This window comes from Marinobacter daepoensis DSM 16072 (assembly GCF_000421165.1).
In the GTDB taxonomy this organism is placed as follows: domain Bacteria; phylum Pseudomonadota; class Gammaproteobacteria; order Pseudomonadales; family Oleiphilaceae; genus Marinobacter; species Marinobacter daepoensis.
In genome coordinates this window covers 158,859-177,212 of record NZ_ATWI01000010.1, presented here as the reverse complement: position 1 = coordinate 177,212, position 18,354 = coordinate 158,859, and the positions used below count along the sequence as shown (strand labels likewise).

The 18,354-nt window shown below is 59.6% G+C and carries 18 protein-coding genes; 10 read left to right on the top strand and 8 right to left on the bottom strand.

All coding sequences use genetic code 11. The features are described from left to right. Positions 1 to 64: 64 nt before the first annotated feature. Positions 65 to 445: a rhodanese-like domain-containing protein gene (locus K325_RS0110665; protein WP_029654255.1), complete on the top strand. Its 381-nt coding sequence runs from the start codon at positions 65 to 67 to the stop codon at positions 443 to 445. 3 nt (positions 446 to 448) lie between these two features. Here K325_RS0110665 and K325_RS0110660 read toward each other — a convergent pair whose 3' ends face one another. Further along, positions 449 to 907, bottom strand: coding sequence for a YchJ family protein (locus K325_RS0110660; protein ID WP_084694214.1), 459 nt, complete (start codon positions 905 to 907; stop codon positions 449 to 451). Positions 908 to 1,126: 219 nt separating this feature from the next. Here K325_RS0110660 and K325_RS0110650 point away from each other — a divergent pair, with 219 nt between their 5' ends. Beyond that, positions 1,127 to 2,092 (top strand): GGDEF domain-containing protein, encoded by a 966-nt coding sequence (locus K325_RS0110650; RefSeq protein WP_029654252.1) that lies wholly within the window; start codon positions 1,127 to 1,129, stop codon positions 2,090 to 2,092. Positions 2,093 to 2,113: 21 nt separating this feature from the next. On the opposite strand, the gene K325_RS0110645 is transcribed toward K325_RS0110650, so the two are convergent. Both K325_RS0110645 and K325_RS0110640 read right to left on the bottom strand, forming a co-directional pair. Then, complete coding sequence (locus K325_RS0110645) at positions 2,114 to 2,944, bottom strand: substrate-binding periplasmic protein (RefSeq protein WP_228128438.1); 831 nt, start codon at positions 2,942 to 2,944, stop codon at positions 2,114 to 2,116. A 112-nt stretch (positions 2,945 to 3,056) separates the two neighbouring features. Beyond that, on the bottom strand, positions 3,057 to 3,485 hold the full coding sequence (locus K325_RS0110640; RefSeq protein ID WP_029654250.1) for a hotdog fold thioesterase: 429 nt from the start codon (positions 3,483 to 3,485) through the stop codon (positions 3,057 to 3,059). Between the two features lie 135 nt (positions 3,486 to 3,620). Between K325_RS0110640 and K325_RS0110635 the strand changes: the two genes are divergently transcribed. Continuing rightward, positions 3,621 to 4,082 (top strand): c-type cytochrome, encoded by a 462-nt coding sequence (locus K325_RS0110635; protein ID WP_029654249.1) that lies wholly within the window; start codon positions 3,621 to 3,623, stop codon positions 4,080 to 4,082. A 12-nt stretch (positions 4,083 to 4,094) separates the two neighbouring features. Here K325_RS0110635 and K325_RS0110630 read toward each other — a convergent pair whose 3' ends face one another. From K325_RS0110630 to K325_RS0110620, 3 genes are all read right to left on the bottom strand, one after another. Next, positions 4,095 to 4,778 (bottom strand): cytochrome b/b6 domain-containing protein, encoded by a 684-nt coding sequence (locus K325_RS0110630; protein ID WP_029654248.1) that lies wholly within the window; start codon positions 4,776 to 4,778, stop codon positions 4,095 to 4,097. A 97-nt stretch (positions 4,779 to 4,875) separates the two neighbouring features. Further along, complete coding sequence (locus K325_RS0110625) at positions 4,876 to 5,646, bottom strand: substrate-binding periplasmic protein (protein ID WP_029654247.1); 771 nt, start codon at positions 5,644 to 5,646, stop codon at positions 4,876 to 4,878. A 140-nt stretch (positions 5,647 to 5,786) separates the two neighbouring features. Continuing rightward, positions 5,787 to 6,566 carry an IclR family transcriptional regulator domain-containing protein gene (locus K325_RS0110620; protein ID WP_029654246.1) on the bottom strand — a complete coding sequence of 260 codons (780 nt, stop codon included), beginning with the start codon at positions 6,564 to 6,566 and terminating at the stop codon, positions 5,787 to 5,789. 197 nt (positions 6,567 to 6,763) lie between these two features. Here K325_RS0110620 and K325_RS0110615 point away from each other — a divergent pair, with 197 nt between their 5' ends. The 7 genes from K325_RS0110615 to K325_RS0110585 all read left to right on the top strand — a co-directional run bounded on the left by K325_RS0110615 (position 6,764) and on the right by K325_RS0110585 (position 13,806). After that, the gene (locus tag K325_RS0110615; protein ID WP_029654245.1) at positions 6,764 to 7,582 is read left to right on the top strand and encodes a CoA transferase subunit A; all 819 of its coding nucleotides are present in this window, start codon (positions 6,764 to 6,766) and stop codon (positions 7,580 to 7,582) included. Beyond that, on the top strand, positions 7,579 to 8,355 hold the full coding sequence (locus K325_RS0110610) for a CoA-transferase subunit beta (protein ID WP_029654244.1): 777 nt from the start codon (positions 7,579 to 7,581) through the stop codon (positions 8,353 to 8,355). Before K325_RS0110615 ends, K325_RS0110610 begins: the two co-directional genes overlap by 4 nt. Positions 8,356 to 8,363: 8 nt before the next feature. Further along, complete coding sequence (gene pcaF / locus K325_RS0110605; protein ID WP_029654243.1) at positions 8,364 to 9,566, top strand: 3-oxoadipyl-CoA thiolase; 1,203 nt, start codon at positions 8,364 to 8,366, stop codon at positions 9,564 to 9,566. A 305-nt stretch (positions 9,567 to 9,871) separates the two neighbouring features. Then, positions 9,872 to 11,515 (top strand): phytoene desaturase family protein, encoded by a 1,644-nt coding sequence (locus K325_RS0110600; RefSeq protein ID WP_029654242.1) that lies wholly within the window; start codon positions 9,872 to 9,874, stop codon positions 11,513 to 11,515. A gap of 122 nt (positions 11,516 to 11,637) precedes the next feature. Then, entirely contained in the window at positions 11,638 to 12,045 is a 408-nt protein-coding gene (locus tag K325_RS0110595) for a YkvA family protein (RefSeq protein WP_029654241.1), read from the top strand. A gap of 64 nt (positions 12,046 to 12,109) precedes the next feature. Further along, on the top strand, positions 12,110 to 12,886 hold the full coding sequence (gene pomA, locus K325_RS0110590) for a flagellar motor protein PomA (protein WP_029654240.1): 777 nt from the start codon (positions 12,110 to 12,112) through the stop codon (positions 12,884 to 12,886). A 2-nt stretch (positions 12,887 to 12,888) separates the two neighbouring features. Next, complete coding sequence (locus tag K325_RS0110585; protein WP_029654239.1) at positions 12,889 to 13,806, top strand: flagellar motor protein MotB; 918 nt, start codon at positions 12,889 to 12,891, stop codon at positions 13,804 to 13,806. Between the two features lie 99 nt (positions 13,807 to 13,905). On the opposite strand, the gene K325_RS0110575 is transcribed toward K325_RS0110585, so the two are convergent. Both K325_RS0110575 and K325_RS0110570 read right to left on the bottom strand, forming a co-directional pair. Continuing rightward, a complete protein-coding gene (locus K325_RS0110575) occupies positions 13,906 to 17,058 on the bottom strand; it encodes an efflux RND transporter permease subunit (protein ID WP_029654238.1) in 3,153 nt (1,050 codons plus the stop codon). Further along, on the bottom strand, positions 17,055 to 18,296 hold the full coding sequence (locus K325_RS0110570; RefSeq protein WP_029654237.1) for an efflux RND transporter periplasmic adaptor subunit: 1,242 nt from the start codon (positions 18,294 to 18,296) through the stop codon (positions 17,055 to 17,057). The genes K325_RS0110575 and K325_RS0110570 overlap by 4 nt, the downstream gene beginning before the upstream one ends. Positions 18,297 to 18,354 lie beyond the last annotated feature (58 nt).

Genomic DNA, 18,354 nt, shown 5'->3' with positions numbered 1-18,354 from the left:
GGATGACGAGCAAGGGGTAAATGCCGTAACCTGAAACCTGTCAGATTAAACTCAGGGAGCAGCCATGAAAACCGCCCACGATCTTGTTGCCGAAGCCCGGAAAGACATTCAGGAAGTGCCTCTGTCAGAAGCCGATGCTGCCATCCGGCAGGCCGATCTTTTGCTGGATGTCCGGGATGCTGACGAATACCGCGCCAGCCACCTGCCCGGCGCTGTGAACATCTCTCGCGGTATGCTGGAGTTCAGGTTCACCAACGAACCGTCACTGGAGAACCGGCAGATGAAGATCGTACTCTACTGCAAGACATCCGGCCGCGCCGCGCTGAGCGCCAAAGCTCTGCAGGACATGGGTTACATGAACGTTCAGTCCATTGAGGGTGGTTTTGACGCCTGGGTTGCCGCCGGCAAAGACATCGCCCAGCCTGACCTGCCCAGTTTCGAGTAAGCCCTACAGGCAGCAGGTTTTGTATTTCCGCCCGCTGCCACAGGGACACAGGTCGTTACGGCCGGGCTTCAGCACGCCCTCGGTCGTTTCGCCCTCGAGATAGAACCAGCGGTCATCCACCTTGACGAAGCCTGACCGCTCTTCCAGATAACCCCAGCCATGGCCAGCGCGATACACCGCCCGGAAATGCACCTGGCCCTGACCGGCATTGGCGTTTGCAGACAGCACCTGCAGTGAAACCCACTCCGGAGAGTCCGCCAGATTGAGTTCGGCAGGGCGGGTATCCGGGTGCCAGGTTGCAAGAAGGTATGCCCGGTCTGCAAGCGCGAACGCACTGAAGCGGGAACGCATCAACGCCTCCGGGGTCGGAGCCATGGCACCCAGATGCCAGCGCTGGCAACACAGGTCGTAGGTCATTCCACTGCCACAGGGACAGTCTCGGGTAGAAGTATCCGGGGTCATGATGGCCCTTTATCTGAACGTTGTAGGTTTTGAAATCGGGAACACAGAGGCTGACGAGGCGAGGCATAAAGCCGGACTCAATCCTTGTAAATTGAAGCGACGTCTCCTGCCATCCGCATACGTAATATCCGAAGACATGACACTAAATTGGAGACAGCGCCGTATGACAAACGCCATACTGGCCACTAGACTGAACAAAAAACAGACAGCGCACGCCCCATGAAATCCGGCATTCCGTCACTGAACCTGCCCGCAGATCGGGACCAGATACCGCCAGCTCCCGATGATGATACACCCCCGGAGGGACTGCTGGCAGTACTCGACAACCTGGATGCGCTGGTCTACGTTTCAGATTTTGACACACACGATCTGTTGTACATGAACGCCTACGGCCGCCAGATATGGGGTGCCATCAACAACCGAAAATGCTGGCAGGTCCTCCAGAACAGCGACGGCCCTTGCAGCTTCTGCACCAACCATCTGCTGGTTAACGACCGCGGAGAACCCAGCAAGCCCCATGTCTGGGAGTTTCAGAATCAGCTCGACCAGCGATGGTACCAGTGCCGGGACCAGGCCATTCGCTGGACAGATGGCCGGCTGGTCCGGCTGGAGATCGCCACCGACATCACCGAGCGCAAAGAGATGGAACTGGCCCTTCGGGCTGCCCATGAAAAGGCCCGATCCGCCGCGCTGGAAGACGAACTTACCGGGCTGCACAACCGGCGAGCCTTCTTTGAATTCGGAACCCAGCTACTGAACCAGGCGAACCGACACCGTACCCCGCTGAGCCTTATCATGATGGATCTCGACCACTTCAAAGTCATCAATGACACTCATGGTCACGATGCCGGCGACGAGGTGTTGAGGCAGGTTTCCGCCCTTCTTCAGGCCCGGATTCGAGATTGCGACATTGTCGCCCGGATGGGCGGCGAGGAATTCGCGGTTCTGCTTCCGGGGACCGGCCCAGAGATGGCACGCGCCCTGGCTGAGCGACTTCTGATACTCCTTCTGGAGCTGACGGTGGAGCACAATGGGCAGGCCATTTCCCCGTCGGCGAGCTTTGGCATCAGCCTGCGGGACACCAAAGACCGACGCCTTGAAGACATGCTGGCGCGGGCGGATCGCGCCCTGTATCGGTCCAAGAATCAGGGACGGGGCAGAGTGAACACGAACATCGGCCTCTGAACCACACCGCTCCCGCGCCAGTCAGAGGCTCCCGACCCGGTATTTCTGCCCGTACTCACTGACCAGCTCCAGAACGCGCCCGTTGTCCACGAGCTTCGCAAGGCGGCTCGCAAAGGCTTCACGCATGACGCCATTGTTACACGGAGACCGCTTGGGAAAGGCGAAAAACAGCCCTTCCCGGCTGACCACAGGCCCAAGCGCTACGAATTCATCATCGAGCCCCAGACGAGCCAGTTTCACCTGGCCCTGAAGCTGCTCATACAACACATAATCCACGCGCCCGGCTTTAGCCATCCGGAAAGACTGTTCAATGGAGCGTACCCCGTCAATATTCAGAAACTCCAAAGCATACTGGTCGAACAGCGCGCCAAAGCTGTTATTGATCAGAGTACATCCTTTCTTGTTTCTGAGAGACGGCCAGCCCTGGTAGGTAAACTCACGGCTTCTGGGCACCCAGACACTGGTTTCGAGCGAGATCATCGGTGGCAATACATAATCCAGGTACGCCTGGCGTTCCGGCGTCCGGAAAGCGCCGGCCACCAGATCAATTTCACCCTGCGCTGCCTGCCTCTGAACCCGGGCCCAGGAACCAATATTCCGGACTTCCACCCGCAGCCCAAGGGGCGCTGCAATCTCCTGCAACAATTCGGGGACGGCACCCACCAGCTGCCCTGGCACCTGACTGGACTGCCACAGCAACGGGGGGTATTCAGGGTTCCCGCTGACCACCAGCGTATCGCACGCAAAGCGTTGCTGTGCCTCAGCAACCTCGGCAAAAACGATCAGGAAAACCGTCGCAAAAAACCAATCGCGCAGCACCGTGGGCGCCGACTTCCACCTGTTTTCTGACACAGATACTCCTAACCGCTGAGTGACAAGCCTCTGATTTACTCTCGCAAAAAACATCTGAGGATAGCCGCAATCCCCCGCTCACCGACAGAGCGCACGGAACCCGGCATGCGCCTTATCCCGGGCGCTTTGTCACCGCCATGGTGAGCCTGGAAATGCAGGTGACTTTGCCCTGCTCATTCTCCAGACGAATTTCCCATACCTGAGTCGCGCTGCCAATGTGAATAGCCTTGGCGATGCCGTACACCCAACCACCACTCACCGGCCGGATATGGTTGGCGTTGATATCCAGACCGACGGCCACGGTATTCCGGTCTTTCAGACAACAATTCGCCGCCATGCTGCCCAGAGTCTCCGCCAGCAGAACGGAAGCACCGCCATGAAGAATGCCGAACGGCTGCACTGTGCGCTCATCGACTGGCATCCGCCCCTTCACAAAATCGTCACCGATTTCGAGGTATTCAATACCCATATGGCTGACCGCGGTCTGCTTACTGGCTTCGGCCAATTGTTCAAGATTCGGGGTAACCGTCCAGATCGACATTGTGCAGTATCTCCAGATTGAACTTTTGTCTCTTATAGCTGTCAGGAATTAGTCTATACGGGTAGCATGCTTATAACCATGCTTTTATAAAGCATTATTATCACATAACCAACCACACCCTGAGAGGGACTTGTCATGAAAAAAGGCTTTGTTTCCGCTGCCTTGATTGCGGCCGCACTGGCTACACCCGCCGTTGCCCAGATGAGCGTTGAAGACCAGATTGAAACCCGCCAGTCGGCTTACCAGTTTGCCGCCTGGAACATGGGCAAGATCAAGGCTCATGCCATCGATGGTTCTGTAGCCTATGACGAGAAGCAGGTAGCGGCAGCAGCCAACGCCATTGCGGCCGTGGCCAATTCCGGAATGAGCGCATTGTATAGTCGCGACAGCGCCAATGACCGGGCCGAGAACACCCGCCTGAAGCCCAGCTTCTTTGAAGAGCCGATGAAGGTTCAGGAAATTGCCGTCAGCTTCGTCCGTGAAGCCAACAAACTGCAGGAAGAAGCCGCCGGTGGCGATAAAGCCGCCGTGGCGCGCCAGTTCGCCAAAGTCGGCGAAACCTGCAAAGCCTGCCACGACAACTTCCGCGCCAAGTAATTCAGGCCGGGCTTACCATCCCAGATCCTGGGGTGGTGGGGGCGGGGGCGGTACCATGCCGCCACTCGCCACCCAGACTGCCGCCACGGCCACCGCCACAGCAACTACAAACGCAACAAATCCACCCCCGCGGGCGTCATGTGCGTCGGGCAAGGGCACCGCTTTGCGGCCGGTAATCATGGGCTTCAGAAGATTGTCCTTACGCACCCGGGTATAAAACACCACCGCTAGGACATGAAGCGCAACCACACCGTACAGAGCCCATTCCGCCAGCCGATGCCAGCTGCTCAGGGTGTTACTCCAATCAGAGGAAACGACCGGATACAGCGGGCCGTTGAAGGCAATCTCATCATTGGCAAATAAGCCCGTCACCGCCTGAAACCCAAACAGTGCCAGCAGGGCGAGCACAGACAATGCGCCCAGCGGGTTGTGGCCAACCCCCTGCCATTGCCCCCTGAGATAACTTGCAATGGCCCCCGGCCCCCGAACAAACTGACTGAAACGGGCATAGGTGGAACCGACCAGCCCCCACACCAGCCGAAAAGACAGCAACGCGATGACGGCCAGCCCAAAGCGCTCATGCCACGCCATCCAACTGTTACCCAGTTTGATGGTGACAACCGCCCCCACCGCAGCCAGCACCAGAAGCCAGTGAAACAGGCGCGTGGGAAGGTCCCACAACCGGATTGTGTTCATATCAGATCCTTAGCAATACCCTTAATCGAGCGATGACAGACAAGCTCAGGCCCCCGAAGTTCCCACGCCTGCAGAGCCAAGGAACCCACGAACCTGTTCAGTTGAGCGGTTGTTCCATGTATTTCAGCACCAGATTTTCCCAGACACCCTCCCGATCGATCAGCTTCAGCGCGGCGCGTATGTCTTCGGCATACCGGAGTGCCGGGGACTCTCTGGAAACGGCAATCCAGGTCCGGTCCCCCGGTACAAAGAAGGGAGAGGCCCGAACCTCACCACCGGATTCACGGGCAGCATGTACACCAGACATTTCCGGTGCCACCACCACATCAACCTGTCCATGCTTCAGCATCTGCATCAGGCTTTCATAACGCTCAGCGGACATTTTCATCAGCGCCGGATCCCCGTCAAACCGGGTAAAATAACGGGCTTCCTCAAGGACACCAACGGCTTTGCCGTTCAGGTCTCGGTATCGATCAATCCGGCTTGCCTCGTGGGTGTAGAAAAACAGGCGTCGTTCTGGCGGAAACGCCGGGGCGGTAAACGCCATAAATTCCTCTCGCTCCTCCGTGCGAACGACTCCCAGCACCACATCAACGGCTCCCTGACGCAGCCACTTCAGCGTTTGCCGGAACGGAGCCTCCCGATATTCAACCGACCATCCCAGTCGGTCTGCAATGGCCTCAAACACCTCCAGGTGCAGGCCGCTCTGCCCGGAGGGCTTGAGGATCCGGAGCGGGGGAGCATGATCCACGCCGACGACAATGGTCAGCGGCTCCACCGTTTCGGTGCCCTGCTGCGACATCGCCCAGGGGGCACACAACAACCACAATGCCCCGAAAAGCCACGCGTTAACGGTTATCCCCCTCATAATTCTGCCCTGATCCCTGACTGGCCGATGTTGCGCTTATCCTCTCAGGTTCCCGGCTAATGTGCATCCGCCAGGCCAAACCCATCGGGGTTGAAAGGGTCAGAACCCGACTTCGTCGGAAGGCGCGGCCCGAGCCCCACTCATCGGGCGTTCTGGCGCACCTTGTCGGCAACTGCCTGTAAACGGGGCAGGTACGTGGTCAGCAAGGTCTCCATGTCTACCCGTGCCGCATTGGTGCTGATGTTGAGCGCACCGAGCAGTTCACCAATACCGGAAAAGACCGGGACCGCAACTGACCGGAGACCAAGGTCCAGCTCCTGGTCGACAATGGCATATCCCTGCCGCCGAACCTTCTCGATTTCCCCGCGCAAGGCATCCCGATCCGTCAGCGAAGTTTCCGTATACCGCTCAAGCGGCACCCGCTCCAGAAACGCCGAGAATTCTTCCTCAGGCAACTGCGCCAGCAACACACGCCCCATCGACGTGTAGGCCGCCGGCAATCGGGTACCCACCGACAGGGTGATCGCCATCAACCGGTGCCGGGCAGCAGACCGGACAACGTACACCACCTCATCACCGTCCAGAACCGCCAGTGACGACGACTCACCCAGTTCCGCAGTAATGTCTTCCAGATACTGCTGAATGACCGTCCGGTACTGATTGGAGGCCTGATAGGCATAGCCCAGCTGCAGCACCCGTGGGGTCAACTCAAACTGACGACCACGACGCTTAACAAACCCCAGAGCGTGCAGGGTCAGCAGAAAGCGTCGCGCCTTGGCCCGGTCCATACCCGTGCGGGCCGCCACTTCGCTCAGAGTCATTCGCGGATGCTGGCCATCAAACGCCTGCAACACCTCCAATCCCGAGGCCAGGGCCCCTACATAATCCCGGTCACCCGGCTTGAGTATCGGTTCGTCCATTCCGGTTCCTTATACACCCTCGGCATTCACTGACTGCGCATGGTAACAGCTGGTTCGCAGTACGAACATCCGTGCACCCGCCACCTTTGCTGAAAACTCAGACTTGACGACCGAAAAGCAATCGCGCCATTATGTTCGCATATAAAACATATGTTCGTATATCGAACCAACAATCAGAAGACGATGGAGACATTGAGATGGCTGAATTCCTCTCGCTCAAGGAAGCGGTGAGCAAATACATCCATGATGGCGACACCGTAGCCATGGAAGGCTTCACCCACCTGATCCCGGTCGCTGCAGGCCACGAAGTCATCCGTCAGGAAAAACGCGACCTGACCCTCATCCGGATGACACCGGACCTGGTGTACGACCAGATGATCGGTGCCGGTTGCGCCAAAAAGCTGATTTTCTCCTGGGGAGGCAACCCCGGCGTAGGCTCGCTCCATCGTCTGCGGGATGCGGTTGAAAAAAGCTGGCCAAACAAACTGGAGATTCTGGAACACAGCCACGCAGCCATGGCCAACGCCTATGAAGCCGGCGCCGCTGGCCTGCCCCTGGCGGTTCTGCGCGGTTACGTTGGCAGCGATCTGCCCAAGGTCAACCCCCAGATTCGTTTCATTGAGTGCCCATTTACCGGCGAACGCCTCGCCGCCATTCCGTCGATCCGGCCGGACGTGGCGGTCATTCATGCCCAGCGGGCAGACCGTCAGGGCAACGTGCTGATTGAAGGCATCATTGGCATCCAGAAAGAAGCCGTTCTGGCCGCCAAACGCAGCATTGTAACCGTCGAAGAAATCGTCGACGACCTCGGTGCATCAGTAAACGCGTGCGTCCTCCCCTCCTGGGTGGTCTCCGCGATTGCTGAAGTCCCGGGAGGCGCCAGGCCCTCTTACACCCTGGGCTACTACGACCGCGACAACGCCTTCTATAAGGACTGGGATGCCATTGCCCGTGATCGCGACACCTTCCTGGCCTGGCTGAAACACAACGTTATCGAGAAAGGAGCTGCGTCATGAGTCTGGAGTTTACTTCGTCCGAAATGATGAGCATCACCGCCGCCCGCGCGCTGAGCAACGATCTGATCTGCTTCGTTGGCATTGGGCTGCCCAGCGAAGCCGCCAACCTGGCCCGGCTGACGCACGCACCAGACATCACACTGATCTACGAATCCGGCACCTTGCAAACCCGCCCGGATGTTCTGCCTCTGTCCATCGGCGACGGCGAATTGTGCCAGTCTGCGCTGACCACCGTCTCGGTGCCGGAAATGTTCCGTTACTGGCTTCAGGGTGGGCACATCAGCGTTGGATTTCTGGGGACCGCCCAGATCGACCGTTTTGCCAACCTGAACACCACGCTGATTGGTGATTACCGCGAACCCAAAGTCCGATTGCCCGGTGGCGGTGGTGCTCCGGAGATTGCCACCAGCGCGCAGGAAGTTTTCATTACTGTGAAGCACTCACGGCGCACCTTTGTCAAAGACGTGGATTTTGTGACCACCGTCGGGTTCGGTCGAGACGGCAAAGCCCGGGACAACGTGCCTAATATCGGCCGGGGCCCGACCCTCGTCATCACCGACCTGTGCATTCTCAAACCAGACCCGGACACCCGGGAACTGGTAGTGACCTCCCTGCACCCGAATGTCACCCGGGAAGACGTTATTGAAGCAACCGGCTGGGACATCCGCTTTGCCGACGAACTGGAGATCACCCCCGCGCCCACCCACGAGGAGCTGGCAGTTCTCCGCAGCCTCAAAGAACGCACCCACGCCCACCATTCCGGCCAACAGTGAGACCCACCATGACTGACGTATTTCTCTGCCACCCCCGCCGTTCCGCCATCGGCCGCTTCGGCGGCACTCTCGCCAGCGTACGCCCGGACGACCTGGCCGCCCATATTTTCAAAGCGGTTCTGGAGCAGGCACCGGAGCTTGACCCGGCCGCCATCGACGAAGTCATGATGGGCAGCGCCAACCAGGCAGGCGAGGACAATCGCAACGTGGCACGCATGTCGGCCTTACTGGCCGGATTGCCCCCTTCAGTCCCCGGCACCACCCTCAACCGGCTGTGCGGCTCCGGTATGGACGCCGTAGGAACGGCGTTCCGGGCCATTCGCGCAGGTGAGCTGGATCTGGTGCTGGCCGGCGGCGTCGAATCCATGTCCCGCGCACCATACGTGATGGGCAAGTCCGACAGCGCCTTCTCCCGGGGTCAGAAAATCGAAGACACCACCATTGGCTGGCGTTTTGTGAATCCGCTGATGAAGAAGCAATATGGCGTCGACTCCATGCCGGAAACCGCGGAGAACGTTGCGGAGCAGTTCGGTATTTCCCGGGAAGACCAGGACCTGTTCGCCTTCCGCTCTCAGGAAAAGACCGCCCGGGCTCAGCAGGAGGGCGTGTTCGCGGAAGAGATCGTTCCGGTTTCGATTCCTCGCCGGAAGCAGGACCCACTGATTTTCGATACCGACGAACATCCTCGCAGCAGCACCCTGGACAAGCTCGCGGCATTGCCTGCGCCATTCCGGGAAAACGGCCGTGTCACGGCGGGTAATGCCTCAGGCGTCAATGACGGAGCTGCGGCCATGCTGGTCGCCAGCGATGCCGCCGTCAGGGAACATGGGCTGAAACCCATGGCCAGAATCCTCGGCATGGCCACCGCCGGTGTCGAACCCCGCATCATGGGCATCGGGCCGGTACCGGCGGTTCAGAAGCTGCTGGCAAAACTGGCCATCCGTCTTGACGACATCGACGTTATCGAACTGAATGAAGCATTTGCAGCCCAGGGCCTGGCGGTCCTGCGTGAGCTGGGGATTGCGGATGACGACCCCCGGGTAAACCCCAACGGCGGTGCCATCGCGCTCGGCCACCCTCTGGGCATGTCTGGCGCCCGCTTGCTGATGACAGCCGCTCACCAACTGCAGCGCACTGGTGGCCGCTATGCTCTGTGTACCATGTGCGTCGGTGTCGGCCAGGGTATTGCCACACTTATCGAACGGGTCTGATTGACTCCTCTTCTGACATCTGAACAGGCCCGGGATGAGGTAACCGCCACATCCCGGGCCGCAGGTTATCCGCATTACCACTGCCATACTCCTTTGCCAGGCTTGGCCTGCACACTTTCAATCTGGACAAGTCGGCACAGCAGTAAGATCCTGACACTTCATAGTCCTGAGGTTCCAACCCCACGCAGATAACAAAAGCGAGAACCGCGCACTCGCGCTCTCCGCCTACAATCTGGATACTGACAGTCACAAACCGGCCTGGAACAATCCTGGTAACTGGGCCCATCCAGAGAGGCAGGAAAAGCATGGTGGTAACAACAACCTCAAAAACACTGCAACCAAGCTCCATCCGGATCGGCACCCGCTACCGGGCCAACCGGCTCCACGGCCCGTATGACGCTCTGGTCATTGGGTCTGGCATTGGCGGCCTGACCACGGCAGCGTGCCTGTCGAAGGCCGGCTACAAGGTCCTGGTACTGGAGCAGCACTACACCGCAGGAGGCTACACCCACAGTTACGCCCGCAACGGTTACGAGTGGGACGTGGGCGTGCACTACATCGGCGATATGGGGGCAAGCCATACACTGGGACGCCGGCTGTTCGATTACATCACGGACGGCAAACTCACGTGGGCGCCCATGGATGAAAACTATGACCGGTTCTTTCTGGGTAACAAAGTCGTCAACCTCCGGGCCGGAAAAGAGGGTTTACGGCATTCGCTGGTGGCGTCCTTCCCGGACGACGGCGAGGCCATCGACCGCTACCTGGCGCTTCTTGGCAAGGTCGCCGATGGCATGCAGTGGTACACCCTGTCCAAACTGTCTCCGGCCCTGGCCGCGCCCCTGATCGCGACCGGCCTGAAATCGGTGCTGCCAGACTGTTTTAACCGGACCACCTATGACGTCCTGCGGGAACTGACGGACAACGAGGAACTGATTGGGGCGATTACCGGGCAGTGGGGGGACTGTGGTGTCACCCCCAAACAATCCAGTTTTATGGTGCATGCGCTGATAGCCAAACACTATCTGTACGGTGGTTTCTACCCGGTGGGTGGCGCCTCTGAAATAGCCAGGACCATCATTCCGGTGATCCAGGCCGGAGGTGGTGACGTGCTTACCTACGCCGACGTCAAGGAAATCCTGATAGAAAAGGGCAAGGCTGTGGGCGTGCGTATGGCCGACAACCATGAGATCCGGGCCCCTCTGGTGATCAGTAACGCCGGAGTTATCAACACCTTTGAACGGCTGTTGCCCGCCCAGGACGCAGACCGGATCGGCTACCCCCGCAACCGGGAACACATCCAGCCCTCCCTGCCACACATCGGACTGTATATCGGCCTTAAAGGCACGCCAGACCAACTGGGGCTGCCCCGAACCAACTACTGGATCTATCCCAGCGCTGACCACGACGGCAATGTCCAACGGTTTCTCGCCAGCCCCGAAACGGAACCCTTCCCGGTGGTGTACGCGTCCTTCCCGGCCGCCAAAGATCCGGATTACCAGAACCGGTGGCCCGGCACCTCCACCATCGAGATCGTTGCCCCCACCACCTGGGATCTGTTCGAGCCCTGGCAGGGCTCCACGTGGGGCAAGCGTGGTGAGGATTATGAAGCCCTGAAAGCCCGCATTACCGACCAGTTGCTGGAGATCCTGTATGAAAAACTGCCTCAACTCCGGGGCAAAGTGGACTACGTCGAGACGTCCACACCGCTGTCAACCGCCTGGTTCTGCCGTTATGAACAGGGCGAACTATACGGCCTGGACCACACACCGGAACGTTTCGAACAGCGCTGGCTGAAACCCAAAACCGATATTCCGGGCCTGTACCTGACCGGTCAGGACATCCTGACCTGTGGCGTTGTCGGCGCCATGATCGGCGGTCTGATCACCACCCTGTCGATCCGGGGGCTGAAAGGCGCCGGGCTGGCAAAGCGGATTTTTGTCGGCTGAACGGTCCATAACAGGCTCGCGTCCACGTGTCGTGAGCCTATCCAGACAAAGACAAAGTCAGGTGACGCACCGGCACAATTTCGTTATGTTGAACCGGTCATTTTTCAGAATGGTATTGGCCCATGGCATGGATCTCGGATAAAGCAGCGGCGAGTCAGTTAAAAGAGCAAAGTGACAAGGTCCGGAGAACCGACCTCGAAGACCTTCTGGAACGGCAAAAGGCCATTGAGGAGAAGGTCAGGGACAGTGGTCGGCTGCGCCGCTTCTCAACCGACATCAGGCTGATGTTTTCCCTGATTCGCGATTACTGGCACGGCCACTACCGGGCCATTCCCTGGAAAGCCATCGCCGCGATTGCCGGAGCCCTGCTCTATGTGCTGAACCCGCTGGACCTGATCCCAGACCTGATCTTCGGTTTCGGACTGTTGGATGATGCCGGCGTGGTGGCCCTTTGCCTTAAACTGGTGGAATCCGACCTTCATCGCTACGCGGCCTGGAAAGAGCTGCAACAGGCCACGAAGACCGATTGATTAACAAACAACCAGGGGGTATTCTCTCGCCTCCTGAACACTTACTCACAGTTCTGGAGTTACTGTGGATTTTGCCACTCTCATTGGCCTCGTCGGCGCCATCCTCCTCATCGCGTCGGCCATCATCCTCGGCGTCTCACCGGACGTTTTTATCAACCCACCCTCGTTATTGATCGTGGTCGGTGGCAGCCTCCTGGTGGTACTCGCCAAATTCAGCCTTGCCCAGTTTTTCGACGCGTTCAAAGTGGCCATAAGAGCCTTCAAGTTCAAGCTGCCGGAAACCCAGGCCAGTATTGAAGAACTGGTAGACATCGCCAATGTCGCGCGGAAAGAGGGCGTGCTGGGCATAGAAGGGCGCGAAGTTGGCAGTCCGTTTCTGGCCCAGGGTATACAGATGCTGGTGGACGGCCAGGACGGCAACACCATCAAGCAACTGCTCAACAAAGAACGCCTGATGACGCTCGAACACAACCGCTCCGGCGCCAAGGTCTTCACTGCCCTGGCGGATGTTGCCCCGGCTATGGGCATGATCGGCACCCTGATAGGCCTGGTGCAAATGCTCTCGAACATGGAAGATCCCAAATCCATCGGCCCGGCGATGGCCGTGGCCCTGCTCACCACGCTCTACGGCGCCATGATTGCCACCATGATTGCCACACCGATTGCCGACAAGCTTTCCCTACGGATGACCGAGGAAGCCCGCATGCAATCCCTGTACATTGACGCCCTCGTGGCCATTCAGGAAGGCACAAACCCACGCATCATCGAACAGATGCTCTCCAGCTACCTCTCCCCCAAAGAACGCGCCAAAAACGGCGATCCGGAAACGGCAGGCGGCTAGCCATGGACGATTTACCCGAAGAGGAAAAACCCGGGATTCCGGCGTGGGTTGTCACCTTTGCAGACCTGATGTCCTTGCTGATGTGTTTTTTCGTGCTGCTGTTGTCCTTCTCAGAAATTGATGCTCAGAAGTTCAAACAGATCGCCGGGGAGCTGTCCAAGGCATTCGGCGTGCAGAGAGACGTCCCGGCTCTGGAAATCCCGCAGGGCACCAGCCCGATTTTCGATACCTTTTCGCCGGCCCCACCGGAGCCAACCGTCGTCAATGAGGTCAGACAGACCACCACCGACCAGCAACCAGAACTGCAGACCCTGAAAAGCCCCGCTGACACGGCGGTCCAGGACGCCATTCGGGAAGAGATGGACAAAAACATGGCCAGGATTCTTGAGGTTCTGGAACCTGCCATCGTGGATGGGCGCATCAATGTGTCGGAAGACCAACGCCGCATTGTCATCCGCATTGAGGAAAAGGGCTCCTTTCCTTCCGGTTCAGCCCAACTGACCTGGGAGTTTGAAGGCCTGCTGCTGGACATGGCCGAGGTGCTGGCGGATATGCCCGGCGACCTCGCCATCGAAGGCCATACCGATGATGTCCCGATCCGCACCGATCGTTTCTACAGCAACTGGGATCTGTCGGCCGCCCGTGCGGCGGCCGTCGCGAACGTTCTGCTGGCGCGGGATCAGGTCCGCCCGGACCGCCTCAGGGTAACGGGGCTGGCCGATACTGAGCCCAGAGTGCCCAACACCTCCGCCGACAACCGGGCCAGAAACCGGCGTGTCGAAATCGTGATTGACCTGTCCGGCCCCATGGAAGAACAGGAGCTACGTCTGCGCGAAATGATCAAACGGGAAAGCCAGGAGCAGGAAGCCATCATAGGCATTGAATCCGAAAACACCGGCGCCGGCCAGATCACCTGGTAACCGATCCCAGATTGGTGCCATCATGGTGCTGGCCATGCACGCCGGTTTTGCCTTCCTCGAAGATGACCTTTGCCGCGGCCATTCCGGCGATTCACGGCCTCAGTCAGGAGCCCCCAGAGGCTCCGCCGCAGCGTTACGGCGCTGCGCGCGCCATTCCCTGAACTGTTCCAGCCAGGATAACAACGCCGGTATCACCAACAGAACCAGAAAGGTAGACAGACCGAGCCCGAAAGCGATGGACGTTGCCATCGGAATCAGAAACTGGGCTTGCAGGGAGGTTTCAAACAGCAGAGGCATCAGCCCCCCGATGGTGGTCAGAGAGGTAAGCAATACAGCCCGGACCCGCTGAACCGCTGCCTCGTTCAGAGCCTCCGTAATGTCCAGCCCTTTCTGCCGCTGCTGATTATAAAAGGCCACCAGAATGATCGCGTTATTCACCACAATGCCCGACAGACCGAACAAACCAAACAACGACAGAATGGTGAGCTGAAGCCCCATGACCCAATGCCCCAGCAGCGCACCGACCAGAGCAAACGGAATAATGGCCATGACAATCAGGGGCAGGCTCCACGAGGCAAACACCCAGGCAAGCACCACATACATCAACGCCAGACCAATCAGCAGCCCGGTTTGCATGTCTTCCATGGTTTCCCTCTGGTCCGCCGAACGCCCCTCAAAACTGAAGCGCACACCGTGACGGCTGGCAATGTCCGGCAACGGCCCCGAGGTCAGGCTTTCCAGGACCTGATCGGTGGTGGCCACCCGGGTATTCAGCGCCGAGGTCACTTCCACAGCCAGTTTGCCATCGGCGTGGCGTAGCGCCTGGAATCCCTGACGGTGGTCCAGAGTCATCACCTGAGTGAGAGGGACGAATCGGCCATCCGCAAGCCGTATGGTCATTCGCTCCAGTGTTGAATACTGCTCGCGTTGCCGCCGGGGCAACTGGACACGGACTTCTACTTCGTCCCGGCCGTCCTGATAGATCTGAGCAATCCGGCCATCGAACGCCGCCCGCAACTGCCGGCCCAGATCCACGGTGGTCAGGCCGAGAGCCTCACCGAACGGACTCACCTGGTAGAGCAACTGCTCACGACCCCAGGGCATGTCATCTTCCACATCCAGCACGCCGGGCAGGGCCGCCAGAACCTGAGCCACCTCATCCGCCGCCCGCTTCAGGGCTTCCGCGCTGTCTCCAGTCAGCCGGATATTCACGTCACGCCCGGGAGGACCGGCCTGACGTTCGTTTATATTCAGACTGTCCAGACCTGCCGGCAGTGTCATCCGGCTGCGCCATTCCCGGATGAATTCGGCGTTGCGCACTGCCCGACGGTCCGACGGCACCAACTCCACCAGTATCGACCCGAGTTCATCGTCGTTCCGGGAACTGCCTTCTGCCCCCAGCGTCGCCCCGTAGCTGGTCACCGCATGAAGGACCAGGTCACCCCCAAGCGCCGCCTCGGTGTCGTTCAGGGCACGCTGCATGTCCCGGATAAAGCCGGCAACCGTCCGCTTGTCGGTTCCCGACACAAAATGAGCGTTAGCATAGAGTACCGAGGGTTCCGGGGTGGGGAAGAAGTTGAACCCCAGGCGCCCCCCCGCAAGCAGCCCTAGCGTCACCAGTGCCAGGGCCAGAGCAGAAGCCACCGTCACTCCCCGGTGCTGCAGGCTGTATCGGGAAAAACGGCGGAACGGACCATCCCGAAATGCCTCAAACCGGCGTTCGAAGCGATGACGTATCCGGGTGACCGGACGCTCAGGTATCGTCTTCGTCGCTGCGAGTGAGGCCCGTTTAAACGCATGGCGCAGATGCGCGGGGAGAACCACAAAGCATTCCAGCAATGACGCCACCAGAACACAGATCATGACAATCGGGATATCGCCGAGGATGTTGCCAATGACACCGCCCACCACCAACAAGGGCATGAACGCTGCGACCGTTGTCAGCGATGAAGCCAGCACCGGCCAGACCATACGTTTGGCGGCACCCTCGGCGGCGTGCATGGAGGCCTCTCCCATTCGGGCGTGGGCATCGGCATCCTCACCCACCACAATGGCGTCATCCACTATCACCCCGAGCGCCATAATCAGCGCAAACAGGGAGATCATGTTGATGGAGCCGCCTATCAGCCACAGCACGCCCAGCGCCGCCAGGAAGGCCGTGGGAATCCCGATGGCAACCCAGGCCGCCACCCGGCCGGGCAAAAACAGGTAAAGCAGACCCACCACGAGCACCAGGCCACCGAGGCCGTTGTTCACCAACAGGGAAATCCGGTCCTCAATCAACTGCCAGGTCTCATCGTACACTTTCAGTTTAATGGTTGGCGGCAGCACCGGCCGGGTATCCTCCAGCCAGCGCTCAAAGACCCGTGCGGCCGCCAGAGAGTTGCCGTTCTCGGATCGCTGAAGCTGCAATTCAACGGCGGGCATGCCGCTATTCTCCATCACCGTCTGGTTATCCCGGGCTTCCTGACGGATCACCGCAATGTCACCCAACTGCATCCGGATACGATCACCACTGAGCACCGGTAGCGTTTCAAAAGCCTGGGGGCTCCGACGTTGCTCCACCGCCCTCAGTTCTCGGGTGGCGTCCTGCTGGGCCATCATGCCAGCGGGCAGGTCACGGGACAGCGCCGCCACCCGGTCGGCAATCTGCTCGAGAGACAAGCCCAGAGCTTCCATCCGCTCCACAGGCACATCAATGCTGATCTGCTGCTCGGGCAGGCCCCGGATCGTGACCCGGTCGATGCCGCGGGCCAGCAGTTCATCTTCAAAGCGATAGACCAGTTGCCGCAATTCGGCGCGATCCACATCACCATAAACCAGCAATCGGGCCACAGGTTCGTACCGCTCGACACGGGCAACCTGGGGTTCCTCGGCATCCGCCGGCAGGTTATTGAATTCATCAACCTGCTGGCGTACGTCATCCACAGCCTGTATCGGATCGGTTCCCTCGTGGAACTCCAGCGTGATCGACGCGATCCCCTGAGCCGAGGTCGAGGTCATTTTCTTCAGGCCATCCACACTCCGCAGGCGTTGCTCCAGAGGATCTGTAATGCCCAGCTCCACGTCTTCGGCGGACGCCCCGCTCCACACCACCCGCACACTCACCACATCCAGGGCAAAGGTCGGGAAAAACTGGATGTTCATGCGGGTCAGGGCCAGCACGCCCCCAAGCAGCATCACCAGCATAACCAGATTTCCGGCGACCCGGTGATGAACAAAAAAGCCAATGACCCCCGGCTTGCGCTTCATGAGCCCGACACTCCAGCCTCATCGGCCACCCGGACTTTCAGACCGGTAACCGCATTGGGTAAGTGAGTCGTGATCAGCTTCATACCGGCCTTGAGATCGTCACTGGCAATCAGCAGCCGGCGCCCCCCGTCGTCGCGGTGCGCTTCGCCAACCCGCTCTACGGACAGTCGTTGCATGCGGTTGTCATCATCCAGAACGTACACGCTGTCGGCCCCATACAACGCACTGAATGGAATGGCCACCACCTGGTCGCGGGGCAGCCTGCTCAGCGTCAGCGGCTGCAGAGCCCCGGGCCGCAGTTCGCCGGCGTCTCCAACCACCCTCAGCACCGCCTCCGTGCCAGCCGGGTCCGACAGTCCGGCAAACCGGATCAGCTCAAAGCGGTGCCCGGAGCTGTCAGCCTGAGCCTCCAGGAGGTGCCCGGCGGCCAGGGCACGGGTCAGTTCCCGCAGGTACATCTGGGGCACCCGCGCCCGAACCTCCAGCCCCCGGCTCGGATAAACGCTCAGCAGCGCCTGCCCAGGGGACACCTGATCTCCCGCCGCTACCTGAAGGTTGGTAACGATACCGTCAAAAGGCGCGGTTGCGGTCGCCCGCTCACTGTCCAGTTCGGTAGCCGCCAGGCTGGCCCTGGCCTGTGCGAGCCGGGCTTCCAGGCTGAGGAGTCGGGCAGGGTGCTCAGCAACGGATTTTTCACGAGTACGCACCGTCAGTTCCGCCCGGGCGAGGGCATCGGTCGCAGCCTCCCGGTTTTCCTGGGAAGCCAGGTTTCTTGCCACCAGAGCGTCAATGCGCTGAAACTGGCGCCGGGCGTTGTCCAGAATCGCCATTTCACTCTCCAGTGACCGACGATCATTACGGTAACGGACCTGCTCAGACTGTATCTGGGCCTCCAGATCTGCCACCTGAGCCTTCGCCTGTGCCAGCACCGGCGCCACGTCCTCCTCATCCAGAGAAACCAGAACATCCCCCGCGGTTACCCGAACGCCTTCGCGCACCGGCAACTGGCCAATCCGCCCGGACAGGGTAGCGGTCACGGTTTGCAAATCCGGCGCCACCACTTCGCCATACAGGGGCAACACCGGCGTTGCAGTGGCCGGTCGCACCTCCTGCACCTGAACCAGCCAGCTACGCTCGGTGGCCACTACTTCCGCCGGCTCGGGTCGGGTGGCCTTAAGCAGCAGGAAGCCGGCAATACCGACCACGATAATCAACAGGGGCAGCAGTTTTCTGAACATAGGTCGCCAGTGCTCTGATCAAATGAAGGTGCGCGAAGGCAGAAAATTTACTATACAA